The following is a 13,857-nucleotide window of genomic DNA, read 5'->3' on the forward strand; positions in this document are numbered from 1 at the left end:
CGGCGAAACCCCGAAAAACGCCCATCAACCGGCAATTTTGACGGGTTTTGGCCGGGCCTGCCAGCCGCGGGCGAGGTGCACCAGAAGCGAGGCCGCAACGCTCGATCCGCCGATCCAGCCGAGGTCGGTCGGCGACAGGGTGGCCAGTACCGCTCCCCCTAAGGCCCCGCCGATGGCGAAGCCGAGATACATCGCGGAGGCATTGAGCGAGAGCGCGATCATCGAGGCCTGCGGCTCGATCCGGATGATGCTGGCGACCTGGGCCGGATAGAACGCCCAGCCCGAGATGCCCCACAGGAAGATCGCGCCCAGCACGGCGTAGTGCGCTTGCCCCGGCATCAATTTGAGGACCAGCGAATGCAGGATCAGCGCGCTCGCCATGCCGGCGAGCCCGAGCGCTGCGGTGGTCAGCGTGCCGAGCCGGTCCGCCAGCGCGCCGCCGAGCATGTTCCCGATCGCAGCCGCGCCGCCGAACACCAGCAGCGCCAGACTGATCTGCGGGGCAGCGAAGCCGAGTCCGCGCAGCGGGATCGCGAAATAGGTGAACACGGTGAAGCCGCCGAGCGCCCAGAGAGTGGTGATCAGAAGCGCGATCAGGACGTTGCCGTGCCGCGCCACGGCCAGCCGGTCACCGAGCGAAGCCGTGTTGCGCGGCAGGCCGCGAGGCAGACCGAGCAGCAGGCCGGCGAGCGCAACAGCGCCGATCACGGCGACCATGGCAAAAGTCGCGCGCCAGCCGAGCAGGCTGCCGACGAGATTGCCGAGCGGAACGCCGATGACAGTTGCGACCGTGAGCCCGGAGGTCACGAGCGCCACCGCGCGGCCGCGCCGTTCGGGCGAGGCGACGGCGACCGACACCGCTAGCGCCGTCGGCATGCAGAGCCCCGAGCCCAGCGCCATCAGCATCCGCGAGACCAGCAGCAGGGCGTAGTTGGACGACACCATCGCTGCGAGGTTTCCGGCGATGAAAGTCGCCAGCGCCAGGGCCAGCACGGTGCGGCGGTCGATGTTGTTCAGCGCCACCGCCAGGATCGGCGAGCCCACCGCATAGGTGAGGGCGTAGGCGGTGACCAATTGGCCCGCGGCCGCGACCGAAATCGATAGGTCGCCCGCAATCGCGGGCAAAAGTCCAGCAATCACAAACCCTTCGGTGCCGATCGCAAAGGCCCCCAGGGCCAGCCAGAAGACGCTCATCAGAAACAATCCATATGTTCAACGTTTATTGAACTATCGAACCAAGCGATCGCTCTGTCAATTGGTTCAAGAACTATTGAACATTGTGGTCGCATCGCTATGATTCCGGGATCATGAGCCGCACACCCCACCATCCCACCCGCGAGCAGATCGAGCTGCCGATGGTTCTGGATTGTCTGAGCGATCCGATCCGTCTGGCGATCGTCTACCAGCTCGCCCAGCAGGAACGTGTCAGCAGCGAACTCCGCTGCAGCGACTTCAGCGCGCTCAGCGGCAAGTCGAACCTCGCCTATCACTTCGCCAAGCTGCGCGACTGCGGCCTGATGCGGACCCGCGTGGCGGGCACCAACCGCTTCATGCGGCTGCGCCGCGAGGATCTGGAGGCGCGCTTCCCCGGCCTGCTCGATGCCGTGCTCAGCTCCGCAGCCAGGGATGCGGACAGGCTTCCGCTGCTGCCGGAGTGCGAATTGGTTGAGGTTGACCGACGGTGAGACGCTTGCGCGTGGGCTGCTGATACGGCGCGCGTTAGCCGTCAGTCCGTCTTCGCTTTCGCTTCGCTTCAGGTACGCCGGACACGCTTCGCCCCTGCGGGTTCAGCGCGGCTGCGCCACGCGTAGCCCTGCGGGCGAAACGTGGAGACCCGGCCTGGATTTGAACCAGGATGAAGAGCGTTGCACCGCCCTCGCGTAGACGCTTCCGCCACCGGGCCGGCGGGGACATTACTGATTGCAGTCCGACAAGCCACAACGACTAATTGTTATGCTTAACGAACCAGAGGTGGCCGCGCGATGAAGGTCATGCGCCAGCGATTGTGCCCGATATTGGCGTGCGCGCGCTGAACCGCGAAGCCGGCCGCCTTCAGCTTCGCGGTGATCTCGTCCTCGCTGTAGCGCTGCAGCCCGATCTTCGAGCGCAGCTGACGGTAATCCGACAACGCGGTGCTGATCAGCCCGATCAGCGCGTCTTTCAGGAAGCCGTGCCGCCAGCCGAAGCCGAGCAGCGCAATCACGTCCCTGAACATGCCGACATGCGGCTGAAGGATGTCGCCAAGCACCAGCTTGCCGGACGGAGTGAGCAATCGCCGGATATTGAGCAGCGCGGCATCGAGCTCCGCCGGTGTCATGTATTGCGCGACCGAGTTCATCACCACGAGGTCGATGGACTGGTCCTGCATCTTGCGGACATCGTCGAGCGAGCGGACGCGGATCTTGGTGTTGGGGGCAAACCGCGCGATCAGCCGGCCGCGCACGCCCGGCGCCGGTTCGGCCAGGATCAGCTTGCCGCAGGCGGCCGCGACCTGGTTCGCGGACAGCGCCTCGCCGCAGGCGTAATCGAGCACGGTCGCCCCGGGCGAAGTGATGTAGCCGATGATGTCCCGCGCGATGATCTGGAAGTGCAAGTCGCGATGCAGCTTGCTGACATAGATCGTATGCGTCGAGTCGTAATAATCGATCCAATCGTCCATGGTATCCGCAGGTCCCGGCCAAATGGTTCCTGTCAAGGAACCGGCGCTGCCCGCCTTGCGTTAGGGGTGCGACGGCGCGCCGTCAATGTCCGCGTCCTAACAGGAAGGTCTCCCGTGAGCAAAACCAGCAACAAGGTCTCGCCCGATCTCGACACCCCCACCGACCTGTCGCCCGACGGGGTCAAGAAGGTCTCGGAACAACTGAACGTGCTCCTGGCCGACGCGTTTGCACTGTATCTGAAGACCAAGAATTTCCACTGGCACATCAGCGGCCGGCACTTCCGGGACTATCACCTGCTGCTCGACGAGCAGTCGGACCAGATCTTCGCCACCACCGACCAGCTCGCCGAGCGAGTTCGCAAGATCGGCGGCACCACGCTGAAGTCGATTGGCCAGGTCGCAAAGCTCCAGACCATCAAGGACAACAACGAGGACTACGTCCCACCGCGCGAGATGCTGCGCGAGCTGATGCAGGACAACAAGCACGTTGCGGCCGCGATGCGCAAGGCACACGACGTCTGCGACGAGGCCGGTGACGTCGCTAGCGCCAGTATCCTCGAAGTCTTCATCGACGAGACCGAGCGGCGGACATGGTTCCTGTTCGAGGCGACCCGGCAGGAAGGCAGCAACGCGGCGTAAGTCAGCTGGCGAAGACAGGTCATGGCCATCTCGCGCCATAAGCCGGTCTGAGGAGGTTCGCCGGGACGACGGTGGAGTTTGTTGAATGAGCGCAGCTAACTCCGCCACAACCGCATCAACGCGCCATCCTTCCCAGTCACCGGATCAGCCGGTGGCATCGCCACTTTTGGAATCGTCTTCAACGCCTTCGCGTGGTTCTCCGGCGTTGCCCGCGTGATCTCCATCTTGCTGCCTGGCGGGTAGGCGCCGATGATGCAGAGATCATCGCTCGCCTTGATGCATTGGTGCCCGGTGCCGGCCGGCAGGATCGCGACATCGCCGGCCTTGATCTCCAGCTCCTGGCCATGATCGCCGCCGAAACGGACGCGCGCGCTGCCGCGCGCAACGCCGAGCACCTCATGCACCGTCGCGTGATAATGTAGATAGTCGTAGACGCCGTTGCGCCACGTCCCACCCCATTCGTTCTCCTCGAACAGGTTTTCGACGGTTTCTTCCGGCTGCTTCGGGTCGAGCTCGACCGCGCCCTGGTAGACCAGGAACGGAAGAATGTTGTTCGGCACGAGCCCGTCATCCTCGAAAACGATGGCGAGCGGCTCGGCCTTGTCGCGGACGACGGACATGGCTGTGCTCCTGCGCGAGGATAGCAGGGATCAACGAGCGGCATGAGACCGCGTTCCTCGACGAAGAAGCCCGGGGCGAGCCCGGGCTTTTGTCGTGAAGTCGTCGTGGAGAACGCGCCTTACGCGCTCTTCTTCTGCCGCATCAGATCGGCGAAGCGCTGGAACAGATAGTGCGAGTCGCGCGGGCCGGGCGAAGCCTCGGGGTGGTACTGCACCGAGAACACCGGCTTGCCGTCGAGCTGGATGCCGCAATTGGATCCGTCGAACAGGGAGATGTGGGTCTGCGTCGCGCCCTTCGGCAAGGTCTTTTCGTCCACGGCGAAGCCGTGGTTCATCGAGGTGATCTCGACCTTGCCGGTGGTCTCGTCCTTGACCGGGTGATTGGCGCCGTGATGGCCCTGATGCATCTTCTTGGTTCTGGCGCCGACGGCAAGGCCCAGCATCTGGTGGCCGAGGCAGATCCCGAAGGTCGGTGTGCCCGACTTGATGACGTCCTGGATCACAGGCACCGCGTACTTGCCGGTCGCGGCGGGGTCGCCCGGGCCGTTGGACAGGAACACGCCGTCGGGCTTCATCGCCAGGATGTCTTCGGACGAGGTCGTCGCCGGCACCACCGTCACCTTGCAGCCGACGCCGGCGAGCAGGCGCAAGATGTTGCGCTTGATGCCGTAGTCGATGGCGACGACGTTGAACTCGGGCTTCTCCTGCCGGCCAAAGCCCTTGTCCCAGGCCCACGGCGTCTCGTCCCAGGTGAAGCGCTGGCCGTTCGTGACCATCGGCACGAGGTCCATGCCCTCGAGACCGGGCCATTCGCGCGCTTCTTCCTTGAGGCCGTGCAGGTCGAACTCGCCGGTCTTGGAATGCGCGATCACGGCATTGGGCATGCCCTTGCTGCGGATCAGCGCGGTCAGGGCGCGGGTGTCGATGCCCGAGAGGCCGATGATGCCGCGCGCCTTCAGCCACTGGTCGAGATGCTTGGTGGCGCGGTAGTTCGAGGGATCGGTGATCGCGGTGCGCAGGATCACGCCGCGGGCGCCGGGCGTTGCGGCCATGTTCACCGTCTCGATGTCTTCCTCGTTGGTACCGACATTGCCGATATGCGGGAAGGTGAAGGTGATGAGCTGGCCGGCGTAGGAGGGATCGGTGAGGATCTCCTCATAGCCGGTCATCGCGGTGTTGAAGCAGACTTCGCCGACGGCATGCCCTTCGGCGCCGAGACCAAAGCCCTCCAGCACCGTGCCATCGGCAAGCACGAGGAGCCCGGTCGGTTTGTGGTCCGGCCAAGCGGGATCGTTGTCATGTTGTGTCATGAGCCCGCTTCATAAGCCCCCCGCCTGCGCCCGTCAAAGCGGGAGAGGGCCGATTCACATGCGTTTTTGCATATTTGGCAGCCCGCGTCAGGCACTTGGGTCGGAACTGGCAATTTTGAGCCGTTTCGGGCCCTGGCGAGGAAACAATGCACCAGCGCCGGCTCCGGTATGGCCTCTTGGCTGCGAACGGCTTAGACCATGCGAAATCGAACGAGAAGGACCCCCCGACCATGCTGCGCGACGACATCAACAATGCGGTCAAGGAGGCCATGAAGGCCAAGGACGAGCGCAAGCTGTCCACGCTGCGCATGGTCAACTCGACCATCAAGAACGCCGACATCGACGCGCGGGGGCAGGGCAAGCCGCCGCTGTCGGATGCCGATTTGCTCGCCGTGCTGCAGAAGATGATCAAGCAGCGCCAGGAAGCGGTCGAACTCTACGACAAGGGCGGCCGCGCCGAACTCGCCAAGCAGGAGCGCGAGGAGATCGAGGTGATCTCGGCGTATCTGCCGAAGCAGATGTCCGAGGACGAGGTGAAGAAGGCGATCGCGGATGCGATCACTGAAACCGGCGCGAGCAGCATGAAAGACATGGGCAAGGTGATCGCCGTGCTACGCGCGAAATACGCGGGCCAGATGGACTTCGGCAAGGCGAGCGGCCTGGTCAAGGCCGCGCTGTCGGGCTAGCTCGTCTTAGCCTCTCCCCTTGCGTGAGAGGTGGGTCGCCGCGTAGCGGCGAGACGGGTGAGGGGTCTCTCTCCGCGCGCGAGCCTCTCACAATGAGCAAGCGGACAGAGACCCCTCATCCAGCGCTTCGCGCCACCTTCTCCCACGAGGGGAGAAGGGGCATCTTTGATGCGGCATCAGTTCGGTCTACTCTCTCCATAAGAAAATAGGGAGGCACCATGACCGCCGGGATCAAACCGTTCCGCATCGCCATCGGCGACGACATCCTCGCCGACCTCCAATCGCGCCTCGCGCGCACGCGCTGGCCGGAGTCGGAGCTGGTGGACGACTGGAGCCAGGGCGCGCCGCTGAAGTGGATCCAGGAGATCTGCAGCTACTGGGCTGATGGTTACGACTGGCGCGCCCGCGAAGCAAAGCTCAATCGCTTCGATCAGTTCACCACCGAGATCGACGGGCTCGACATCCACTTCATCCACGTGCGTTCGAAGGAAGCAAACGCGCTGCCGCTGATCATCACCCATGGCTGGCCCGGCTCGATCGTGGAATTCCAGAAGGTGATCGCGCCGCTCACCGATCCTGCCGCGCATGGCGGCAGTCCCGCCGATGCCTTTCACGTGATCTGCCCCTCGCTGCCGGGCTTCGGCTTCTCCGCCAAGCCGAAGACCACCGGCTGGGGCGTCGACCGCATCGCGGCGACCTGGGCGAAGCTGATGGACCGGCTGGGCTACGCCCGTTACGGCGCGCAAGGCGGCGACTGGGGCTCGGCGGTGACGACCTCGCTCGGCGCGCAGGATGCCGAGCACTGCTCCGGCATCCACATCACGCTCGCCTTCAACGCGGCGCCGAAGGTCGAGGGCGAGCCGACGGCGGAGGAGAAGCGCGCGCTTGCCGGCCTCAAGCACTATGTCGATCTCGACTCCGGCTACTCCAAGCAGCAATCGACGCGCCCGCAAACGCTCGGCTATGGCCTGACGGATTCGCCGAGCGGACAGGCGGCCTGGATTTTGGAAAAATTCTGGGCCTGGACCGATTGCAACGGTCATCCCGAAAACATCTTCACGAGGGACGAGTTGCTCGACAACGTCATGCTGTACTGGGCGACCGAGACGGCGACCTCGTCGGCGCGACTCTATTGGGAGAGTTTTGGCAAGCGCCGAACGACGCCGGGAGTGAAGGTGCCGACTGGCGTCGCGGTGTTCCCCAAGGAGATCATCACGCCGGTGCGGCGCTGGATGGAGCCGAACTTCCACAACATCACGCATTGGAGCGAGATGGAGAAGGGCGGCCATTTCGCCGCCTTCGAGCAGCCGGAACTGTTCGTGCGCGATGTCAGGAAGTTCTTCGCGACGGTGCGGTGAACCTGTGCAATAACAACAAGAGACCGGGAAGACGACCAAGCCGATGCTCACCGAAGCCAAGACCTACGACGAGCTCTATCGCAACTTCCGCTGGGACATCCCTGCGCGCTTCAACATCGCGGAGGCGTGCTGCGACCGCCATGCTGACGGCACCGGCCGTCTCGCACTGATCTATGTCGACGAGAACGGCGTCACCACGCGCACGTCCTTCGACGAGGTCGCGGACATGTCGCGCCGCTTCGCCAATGTATTGCAGGCGGACGGGCTTGTCCGCGGCGATCGCGTCGCGGTGTTCCTGTCGCAGTCGCTGGAATTGCCGATTGCGCACATGGCGGCGTTCCGCTCCGGGCTGATCTCGATCCCGCTGTTCGCGCTGTTCGGCGAGGATGCACTGGAATTCCGCCTGTCGAATTCGCAGGCAAGAGCCATCGTCACCGATGAGGCTGGCTGGGAGAAGCTGACGAAGATCCGCGATCGGCTGCCCTACCTGCAGGATATCTATGTCACGAGCGGCGCCGTCCACGCCGGCGCAAAGCCGTTCTGGTCAGCGATCGAAACCGCGGCCGAGGATTTTGCAAACGTCGACACCTCGGCCGATGATCCCGCGCTGATCATCTACACCTCGGGCACGACGGGCAATCCGAAGGGCGCACTGCATGCGCATCGAGTCGTGCTCGGCCATCTGCCGAATGTGGAGATGTGTCACAACTTCCTGCCGCGGCCCGGAGACCTGATGTGGACGCCGGCCGACTGGGCCTGGATCGGCGGTCTCGTCAACGGCCTGCTGGCGTTCTGGTATCACGGCATCCCGCTGGTCGGTCATCGCGCGCGAAAATTCGAGCCGCAGGCGGCCATGCAGATGATGGCCGATCTGTCCGTGCGCAACGTTTTCCTGCCGCCGACCGCGCTGAAGCTGATGCGGCAGGCCAGCGTGAAGCATCCCGGCGTCAGGCTGCGCAGCATTTTTACGGGCGGCGAATCGCTGGGCGGTGAACTCCTGGGATGGGTGCGCGAGACCTTTGGCATCGACGCGCATGAGGTGTTCGGCCAGACCGAGTGCAATCTCGTGGTCGGCAGCAACTCAAATCTTTTTCCGATCCGGCCGGGTTCGATGGGCAAGGCGACGCCGGGCTTCGACGTCCGCATCGTCAACGACAAGGGCGAGGAACTGCCGCGCGGTCAGCGCGGCATCATCGGCGTGCGCCAGCCATGCCCCGTCACAATGCTCGAATACTGGCGCAATCCGGAGGCGACGGCGAAGAAATATGCCGGCGAGTTTCTGCTCACCGGCGATCTCGGCGTGCAGGACGGGGATGGCTATTTCTGGTATGTCAGCCGCGAGGACGACGTCATCACCACCGCCGGCTATCGCGTCGGCCCCGCCGAGATCGAGCACACGCTGATGAAGCATCCGTCGGTGGCGATGGCCGCCGTGGTCGGCATCCCCGATCCAATCCGTACCGAATCGATCAAGGCCTGGATCGTGCTGCGTCCGGGCTTCGCCGGCAGCGACGCGCTCGCGCGCGAGATCCAGGAGTTCGTGAAGGTGCAGCTCGCCGCGCACGAATATCCGCGCTATGTGGAATTCGCCGAGACGCTGCCGATGACGGCGACGGGGAAGGTGCTGCGGCGCGAGCTGCGGGCGAGGGGTTAGGCTTTTCCTTGTCGAAGACCTCTCAAGCCGCGGGGCGCTGGAGCTCATGTACTCCGGCTGGCGCAGGATGACGCTGGAGGCCGACGATTATCTCGCGTTCCAGCTCGCGTTCTCGTCCTGATTCATCGCGACGGCGTCGAGAGCGCCGCCCGCAGCATCGCGGCGAGATCCTTGCGCCGGAACGGTTTTCTCAGGATGCGCGCGTCGCCGACGCCGTCGGGCGTCTTGACCGGATCCTGGGTGTAGCCGGAAGTGAAGAGCACCTTGAGCCCGGGCCGCAGCGCCGTTGCTTGCCGCGCAAGCTCCGGCCCGAACATGCCGCCGGGCATCACGACGTCGGTGAACAGCAAATGGATGTCGCCGCGCTGGCGCAACAAGTCCAGCGCCGCGGGACCGTTCGACCGCGCGATGACGCGGTAGCCGAGTGCCTTCAGCTCGTTCTCGACATAGGCGCGCACCATGTCGTCGTCCTCGACGACGAGAATAGTCTCGCTGCCATCGGGTGCCGCGATGTGCTCTGCCGGTAGTGCAGCCTCGGCCGGCGGTGTCGCAAGACGGGGAAAGAACAACCTGACGGCGCTGCCGTGTCCCGGCTCGGACTGCATCTGCACCAGGCCGCCGGACTGTCGCACGAAACCATAGACCATGCTGAGGCCAAGCCCGGTCCCCTTGCCGACCTCCTTGGTGGTGAAGAACGGCTCGAAGGCGCGGCTCGCCACCTCGGCGCTCATGCCGGTGCCGGTGTCGGTCACGGCCACCATGACGTAGTCGCCCGGCCGCGGCTCGCCGTTGACGTCGAGGTCGGACTCGCCGAGCGAGATGTTGCGCGCCTCGACCGTGAGCTTGCCGCCGTCGGGCAAGGCGTCGCGTGCGTTGAGCACAAGGTTGAGCAGCGCGGTCGCCAGCTGGCCGGGATCGACGCTGGTCATCCACAGATCCGCATCGAGCGCGAAGGTGCACTCGACGTGCTCGCCCAGCGATCTGCGCAGCAACGGCTGCATCTCCAGCAGCTTGCCGGCAATGTCGATGTCGCGCGGCCTCAAGGGCTGCTTGCGCGCGAATGCGAGCAGGCTCCGCGTCAGGTCGGAGCCGCGCTCGGCGGCGGTGGCGATGTCGCCGGCGATGCGGCGCAATTCCTTGTTGCCCGCCAGCTGATCGGCAAGATGCTCCGAATTGCCGAGAATGACGGTGAGGAGATTGTTGAAATCGTGCGCCACGCCGCCGGTGAGCTGGCCCATGGCTTCCATCTTCTGCGATTGGCTGAGCTTCTGGTTGAGATCGGCGATGGCGGCGCGTTGCTGCTGCAGCGACACGGCGGTGTCGTTGAGCAGGGTCATCAGTCCGCCGAGCTCGCCGCCCGGATGGGGCGGCGGAATGCGCGCGCTGAGATCGCCGCGCCCGAGCTTCTTCGCCATCGTCGCGAGCCGCCCGACCTGGCGCCCCACGCTCACGGTCGCAAGGATCCAGACCGCCGCCAGCAGCAGCAGCGAGGCCACGGTGAGGATCGCCAGGTCCTCGTAGAGCCGGCGGTTCGCGGCCGCAACCAGCCCGTCCTTGGACCGTCCGACCAGAATGTAGAGACCGGCATCCCGGGTCGCCGGCGAGCGGGCGGCGACACTCCAGACATGGGTGCGGCCCGCGCCATCGGTCACCTCATGAAAGGGCTCCCGGTCGGGCGCTGCCGCGAAGCGGAACAGTTCGGAACCCGCGATCGACCCGCCGACGGGCACGGACCAGCCGGCTCCGGAGGGCGCGACCAAAACCGTGCCCTTGCCGTCGACCAGCAGGACGTCCTTCTCGGCGAGCAGGCGCTTGTGGTGAAACTCCGCGAATTTGCGCAGGTTGAACGAAGCCAGCAGGATCAGCTTGAGCGCGCCGGCGTCCGTCCGCACCGGATAAGCGATCTGGAGCACCGACATCCCGGTCAGCCGGCCAAACACCGGCTCGAGCACCACGCCGCGCGAGACCAGCGCCTGCTTGAAATAGGCGCGATCCCGGAGATCGAGGCTGCGGTTGGTCCGCAGCGAGTCGCAGAACAGGCTGCCGTCGGGGTCGATGGTCAATATTCCGGTGAACTGCGGGTATTCCTCGCGCACTTCCGACAGGAACGCCGAGCAGGCCGCCTTGTCGCGGGTGTCGAGGTCGCGGGCGCGGGCGAGACCATAGTGCAGCTGCGTGGTGCCCTGGATCTTCTCGTCCAGGTCACTTGCAATCTCGTCGGCTGCCGCCGCCAGATTCGTCAGGGCGGCGTTGATGTCGCTGCTGCGGTTCTGCATGAAGCGCAGGCCGACGAGGCCCGCCGGCACCAGCATGGCCGCGATGACGAGGATCAGTAGCCGGGTACGCAAGCTCATCGGTCGAATGATCCGCTCTGGTCCATCGCATGTAAGGGGCGGAGGTACAATTTGCGGCACCGCCCTCCGGTCCGTCCATAGGCATCGTGCCGAAAAGCGGGGAAAGATTTTGGCGCACACGCTTGGCGGGTGGGAGGAGGAGGCGTTGCCGGCTCACTGCGATACCGTCGTTTCCGTCATCAACTGGCGCGTGCGCGCGGTGCGGGAGGGCGCTAATATCGATGTCGCGTGCGACGAAGATCGCGCCGGCAGATGAGGAGGCAGCTGATGTCCATCTCGGGCAAGGTCGATCCGGTGGTGCGCCCCGTCGTGGCGACCGACATCGCCGAGGCGCTGGTCGAGGGTCTGCGCGACTTCCAGGCGCTGCCGCTCTACGGGCTTTGCTTCGGCGCGCTCTATGCCGCTGGCGGCATCGCCATCATGCTCTGCCTCACCGCCTTCGGCATGGTCTATCTGGTCTATCCCCTGGCCGCTGGCTTCGCGCTGATCGGCCCGTTCGTGGCGATCGGCCTCTATGAAGTCAGCCGCCGCCGCGAGCGCGGCGAGCCGGTGTCGTTCGGCGCGATCTGGTCGGCGATCCGCTCGCGCAGCGAAATCGGCTGGATGGCGTTCGTTACGCTGTTCATGTTCGTGATCTGGATGTACCAGGTGCGGCTCCTGATCGCGCTGCTGCTCGGCCTGCATGCCTCGTTCTCGAGCCTGCAGGAATTCGTGACGGTGGTGCTGACCACCAACGAGGGCCTGCTGTTCCTCGCCATCGGCAACGCGGTCGGCGCCGTGCTATCGGTGATCCTGTTTTCGCTGACCGTGGTGTCGTTTCCGCTGCTGCTCGATCGCGAGGTCGATTTCGTCACGGCCATGGTGACGAGCGTGCGTGCGGTGGTGACGAGCCCGCTGCCGATGATCGGCTGGGCCGCGGTGATCGTGATGCTGCTGATCGTTTCTGCGCTGCCGTACTTTCTCGGGCTGATCGTGACGCTGCCCGTGCTCGGGCACGCGACGTGGCATCTGTATCGGCGGCTCGTGGTGCCGGTGCCGTAGTCTCCGCTGCCCTTCTTCCTTCTCCCCTTGTGGGAGAACGTGGCGCGAAGCGCCGGACGAGGGGTTGCTTCAGCGGATTCTACTGCAAGAAATCTTGGCGGAGACATACCCCTCACCCGTCTCGCCGCTTCACGGCGAGCCACCCTCTCCCACAGGGAGAGGGCCTCGCGCAACTTGTATTCTCTCCTACGGCGTCTTGATCCCCATCGCCTTCAGCGCATCGAGCATCCGCTTCGGCGGGCCCATTTTCACCGCCAGCGGCTTGCCGGTCTCGAGCACGCTCTTGAGGCTGGACAGGATCGCCGGCCAACCCTGGCGTCCACCTTCGAGGATATCGTCGCTGAGCGACCGGTCATGGCCTTCGCTCATGGTGAGACGAACCGCATCGCCAACCTGCTCGATCTCGTAAGTCACCAGCGTCGGGCCAAGCTTCTCGATCAGCTCCGGCCAGTTGACGTTGAAGGTGACGGAGAGCTTTCGCGGCGGATCGTAGGCGAGAACCTCGCCGCTGATGTGCAGCGCGCCATCCGGCGTGCGCACGATGAACGCGCCGCCAAGGCGCGGCTCGACCTCCACGGCGTTGCCGAAGAAATACTGCTTGCTGAACTCGGCCGAGGTCAGCGCGTCCCACACCTTCTCCGGCGTCGAGGCGATGTAGATGGTGTAGACCGTGAGCGGCTTGAATTGATCGAGGTTCATTTTGCATCGAATCCCTTGTTCAGCGCTGCGCGCGGAATGCCGAGCAGCTTGCCGGTCTCGAGCAGGCTCTTAAGCTGGGACAGGATCGCCGGCCAGCCGTTGGAGACGGCGCCGAGATATTTGCCGCCCTCGACGAAGCCGTCATGCAACACGGTCAAACGCACGAGCGGGCCGAACGGCTCGATGGTGAAGACGACACGCGAGATCGGCTCTCCGCGCAGTTCCTCGAACTTGTGGTGCTTGAAGCTGTAGGACAGCCGCCGCGGCGGATCGGCCTCCAAAATCTCGCCGGAATCGGTAACCTCGCCGTCGAGCAGGAGCGCGAAGGGCGAGCCGACCTTCCAGTCTGATTCCACCTCGGCGCCGAACCAGTATTGCCTGGTGAACGCGCTCGACGTCAGCGCCTCCCACAGTTTCTCCGGCGTGGTCTCGATATAGCTCACATAGACGAATTGCGGCTTACTCATCGCGCTTCTCCAACTGGCGTTTCAACTCGCTGAGGGCCACGAGCTTGTCGCGCTCGAACTTCCTGATCCAGCGTTCGCCGATCTGATGGATCGGCACCGGATTGAGATAGTGAAGCTTCTCGCGGCCATGCCTGATGGTCGTGACCAGATTGGCCTCTTCGAGAATGACAAGGTGCTTTGTGACGGCCTGCCGCGTCATCGCGAGGCCCTCGCAGAGTTCGTTCAGCGTCTGGCCGTTCCTGGCGTGAAGCCTGTCCAGCAGCGACCGTCTCGATGCGTCTGCCAGCGCTTTGAAGACTTCATCCATGATAGTGATCATAGGCAACCAAATGGTTGCATGTCAAGATGGTGTCTTTGGGCCGCAGGATTG

General features: G+C 64.6%; 14 protein-coding genes and 1 tRNA gene. 6 read left to right on the top strand and 9 right to left on the bottom strand.

The window, feature by feature from the left end; translation table 11 throughout:
• Positions 1 to 24 precede the first annotated feature (24 nt).
• Positions 25 to 1,194, bottom strand: coding sequence for an MFS transporter (locus ACRQ5Q_RS05855; RefSeq protein WP_439396438.1), 1,170 nt, complete (start codon positions 1,192 to 1,194; stop codon positions 25 to 27).
• Positions 1,195 to 1,307: 113 nt separating this feature from the next.
• Between ACRQ5Q_RS05855 and ACRQ5Q_RS05860 the strand changes: the two genes are divergently transcribed.
• Positions 1,308 to 1,685: an ArsR/SmtB family transcription factor gene (locus ACRQ5Q_RS05860; RefSeq protein WP_439371011.1), complete on the top strand. Its 378-nt coding sequence runs from the start codon at positions 1,308 to 1,310 to the stop codon at positions 1,683 to 1,685.
• A 142-nt stretch (positions 1,686 to 1,827) separates the two neighbouring features.
• Here the strand turns inward: ACRQ5Q_RS05860 and ACRQ5Q_RS05865 are convergent.
• Together ACRQ5Q_RS05865 and ACRQ5Q_RS05870 are read right to left on the bottom strand one after the other, a co-directional pair.
• Positions 1,828 to 1,903: transfer RNA gene (locus tag ACRQ5Q_RS05865), tRNA-OTHER, on the bottom strand.
• Positions 1,904 to 1,957: 54 nt separating this feature from the next.
• The gene (locus ACRQ5Q_RS05870; RefSeq protein ID WP_439371010.1) at positions 1,958 to 2,659 is read right to left on the bottom strand and encodes a class I SAM-dependent methyltransferase; all 702 of its coding nucleotides are present in this window, start codon (positions 2,657 to 2,659) and stop codon (positions 1,958 to 1,960) included.
• A 114-nt stretch (positions 2,660 to 2,773) separates the two neighbouring features.
• On the opposite strand from ACRQ5Q_RS05870, the gene ACRQ5Q_RS05875 reads away from it, so the two are divergent.
• On the top strand, positions 2,774 to 3,298 hold the full coding sequence (locus tag ACRQ5Q_RS05875) for a Dps family protein (RefSeq protein WP_439396440.1): 525 nt from the start codon (positions 2,774 to 2,776) through the stop codon (positions 3,296 to 3,298).
• Between the two features lie 95 nt (positions 3,299 to 3,393).
• Here the strand turns inward: ACRQ5Q_RS05875 and ACRQ5Q_RS05880 are convergent, their stop codons facing one another.
• Positions 3,394 to 3,918, bottom strand: coding sequence for a cupin domain-containing protein (locus ACRQ5Q_RS05880; RefSeq protein ID WP_439371007.1), 525 nt, complete (start codon positions 3,916 to 3,918; stop codon positions 3,394 to 3,396).
• A 119-nt stretch (positions 3,919 to 4,037) separates the two neighbouring features.
• Positions 4,038 to 5,228, bottom strand: a complete 1,191-nt coding sequence (carA, locus tag ACRQ5Q_RS05885) for a glutamine-hydrolyzing carbamoyl-phosphate synthase small subunit (protein WP_439396442.1) — start codon at positions 5,226 to 5,228, stop codon at positions 4,038 to 4,040.
• Positions 5,229 to 5,458: 230 nt separating this feature from the next.
• Here carA and ACRQ5Q_RS05890 point away from each other — a divergent pair, with 230 nt between their 5' ends.
• The 3 genes from ACRQ5Q_RS05890 (at position 5,459) to ACRQ5Q_RS05900 (ending at position 8,926) form a co-directional block, all read left to right on the top strand.
• Positions 5,459 to 5,914, top strand: coding sequence for a GatB/YqeY domain-containing protein (locus ACRQ5Q_RS05890; protein WP_439371005.1), 456 nt, complete (start codon positions 5,459 to 5,461; stop codon positions 5,912 to 5,914).
• A gap of 218 nt (positions 5,915 to 6,132) precedes the next feature.
• Positions 6,133 to 7,272, top strand: a complete 1,140-nt coding sequence (locus ACRQ5Q_RS05895) for an epoxide hydrolase family protein (RefSeq protein ID WP_439396444.1) — start codon at positions 6,133 to 6,135, stop codon at positions 7,270 to 7,272.
• A 43-nt stretch (positions 7,273 to 7,315) separates the two neighbouring features.
• Positions 7,316 to 8,926, top strand: a complete 1,611-nt coding sequence (locus ACRQ5Q_RS05900; protein WP_439396446.1) for an acyl-CoA synthetase — start codon at positions 7,316 to 7,318, stop codon at positions 8,924 to 8,926.
• 122 nt (positions 8,927 to 9,048) lie between these two features.
• On the opposite strand, the gene ACRQ5Q_RS05905 is transcribed toward ACRQ5Q_RS05900, so the two are convergent.
• Positions 9,049 to 11,280 carry an ATP-binding protein gene (locus tag ACRQ5Q_RS05905; RefSeq protein WP_439396448.1) on the bottom strand — a complete coding sequence of 744 codons (2,232 nt, stop codon included), beginning with the start codon at positions 11,278 to 11,280 and terminating at the stop codon, positions 9,049 to 9,051.
• Between the two features lie 267 nt (positions 11,281 to 11,547).
• Here ACRQ5Q_RS05905 and ACRQ5Q_RS05910 point away from each other — a divergent pair, with 267 nt between their 5' ends.
• Positions 11,548 to 12,321, top strand: a complete 774-nt coding sequence (locus ACRQ5Q_RS05910) for a DUF2189 domain-containing protein (protein WP_439396450.1) — start codon at positions 11,548 to 11,550, stop codon at positions 12,319 to 12,321.
• Between the two features lie 186 nt (positions 12,322 to 12,507).
• On the opposite strand, the gene ACRQ5Q_RS05915 is transcribed toward ACRQ5Q_RS05910, so the two are convergent.
• The 3 genes from ACRQ5Q_RS05915 to ACRQ5Q_RS05925 are packed head-to-tail and all read right to left on the bottom strand — an operon-like array spanning position 12,508 to position 13,794.
• The gene (locus ACRQ5Q_RS05915) at positions 12,508 to 13,020 is read right to left on the bottom strand and encodes an SRPBCC family protein (protein WP_439396452.1); all 513 of its coding nucleotides are present in this window, start codon (positions 13,018 to 13,020) and stop codon (positions 12,508 to 12,510) included.
• A complete protein-coding gene (locus tag ACRQ5Q_RS05920; protein WP_439396454.1) occupies positions 13,017 to 13,487 on the bottom strand; it encodes an SRPBCC family protein in 471 nt (156 codons plus the stop codon). Before ACRQ5Q_RS05920 ends, ACRQ5Q_RS05915 begins: the two co-directional genes overlap by 4 nt.
• Complete coding sequence (locus ACRQ5Q_RS05925; RefSeq protein ID WP_439370996.1) at positions 13,480 to 13,794, bottom strand: ArsR/SmtB family transcription factor; 315 nt, start codon at positions 13,792 to 13,794, stop codon at positions 13,480 to 13,482. Before ACRQ5Q_RS05925 ends, ACRQ5Q_RS05920 begins: the two co-directional genes overlap by 8 nt.
• Between the last annotated feature and the right edge of the window lie 63 nt (positions 13,795 to 13,857).

This window comes from Bradyrhizobium sp. PMVTL-01, assembly GCF_051861855.1.
Taxonomy (GTDB): Bacteria; Pseudomonadota; Alphaproteobacteria; order Rhizobiales; family Xanthobacteraceae; genus Bradyrhizobium.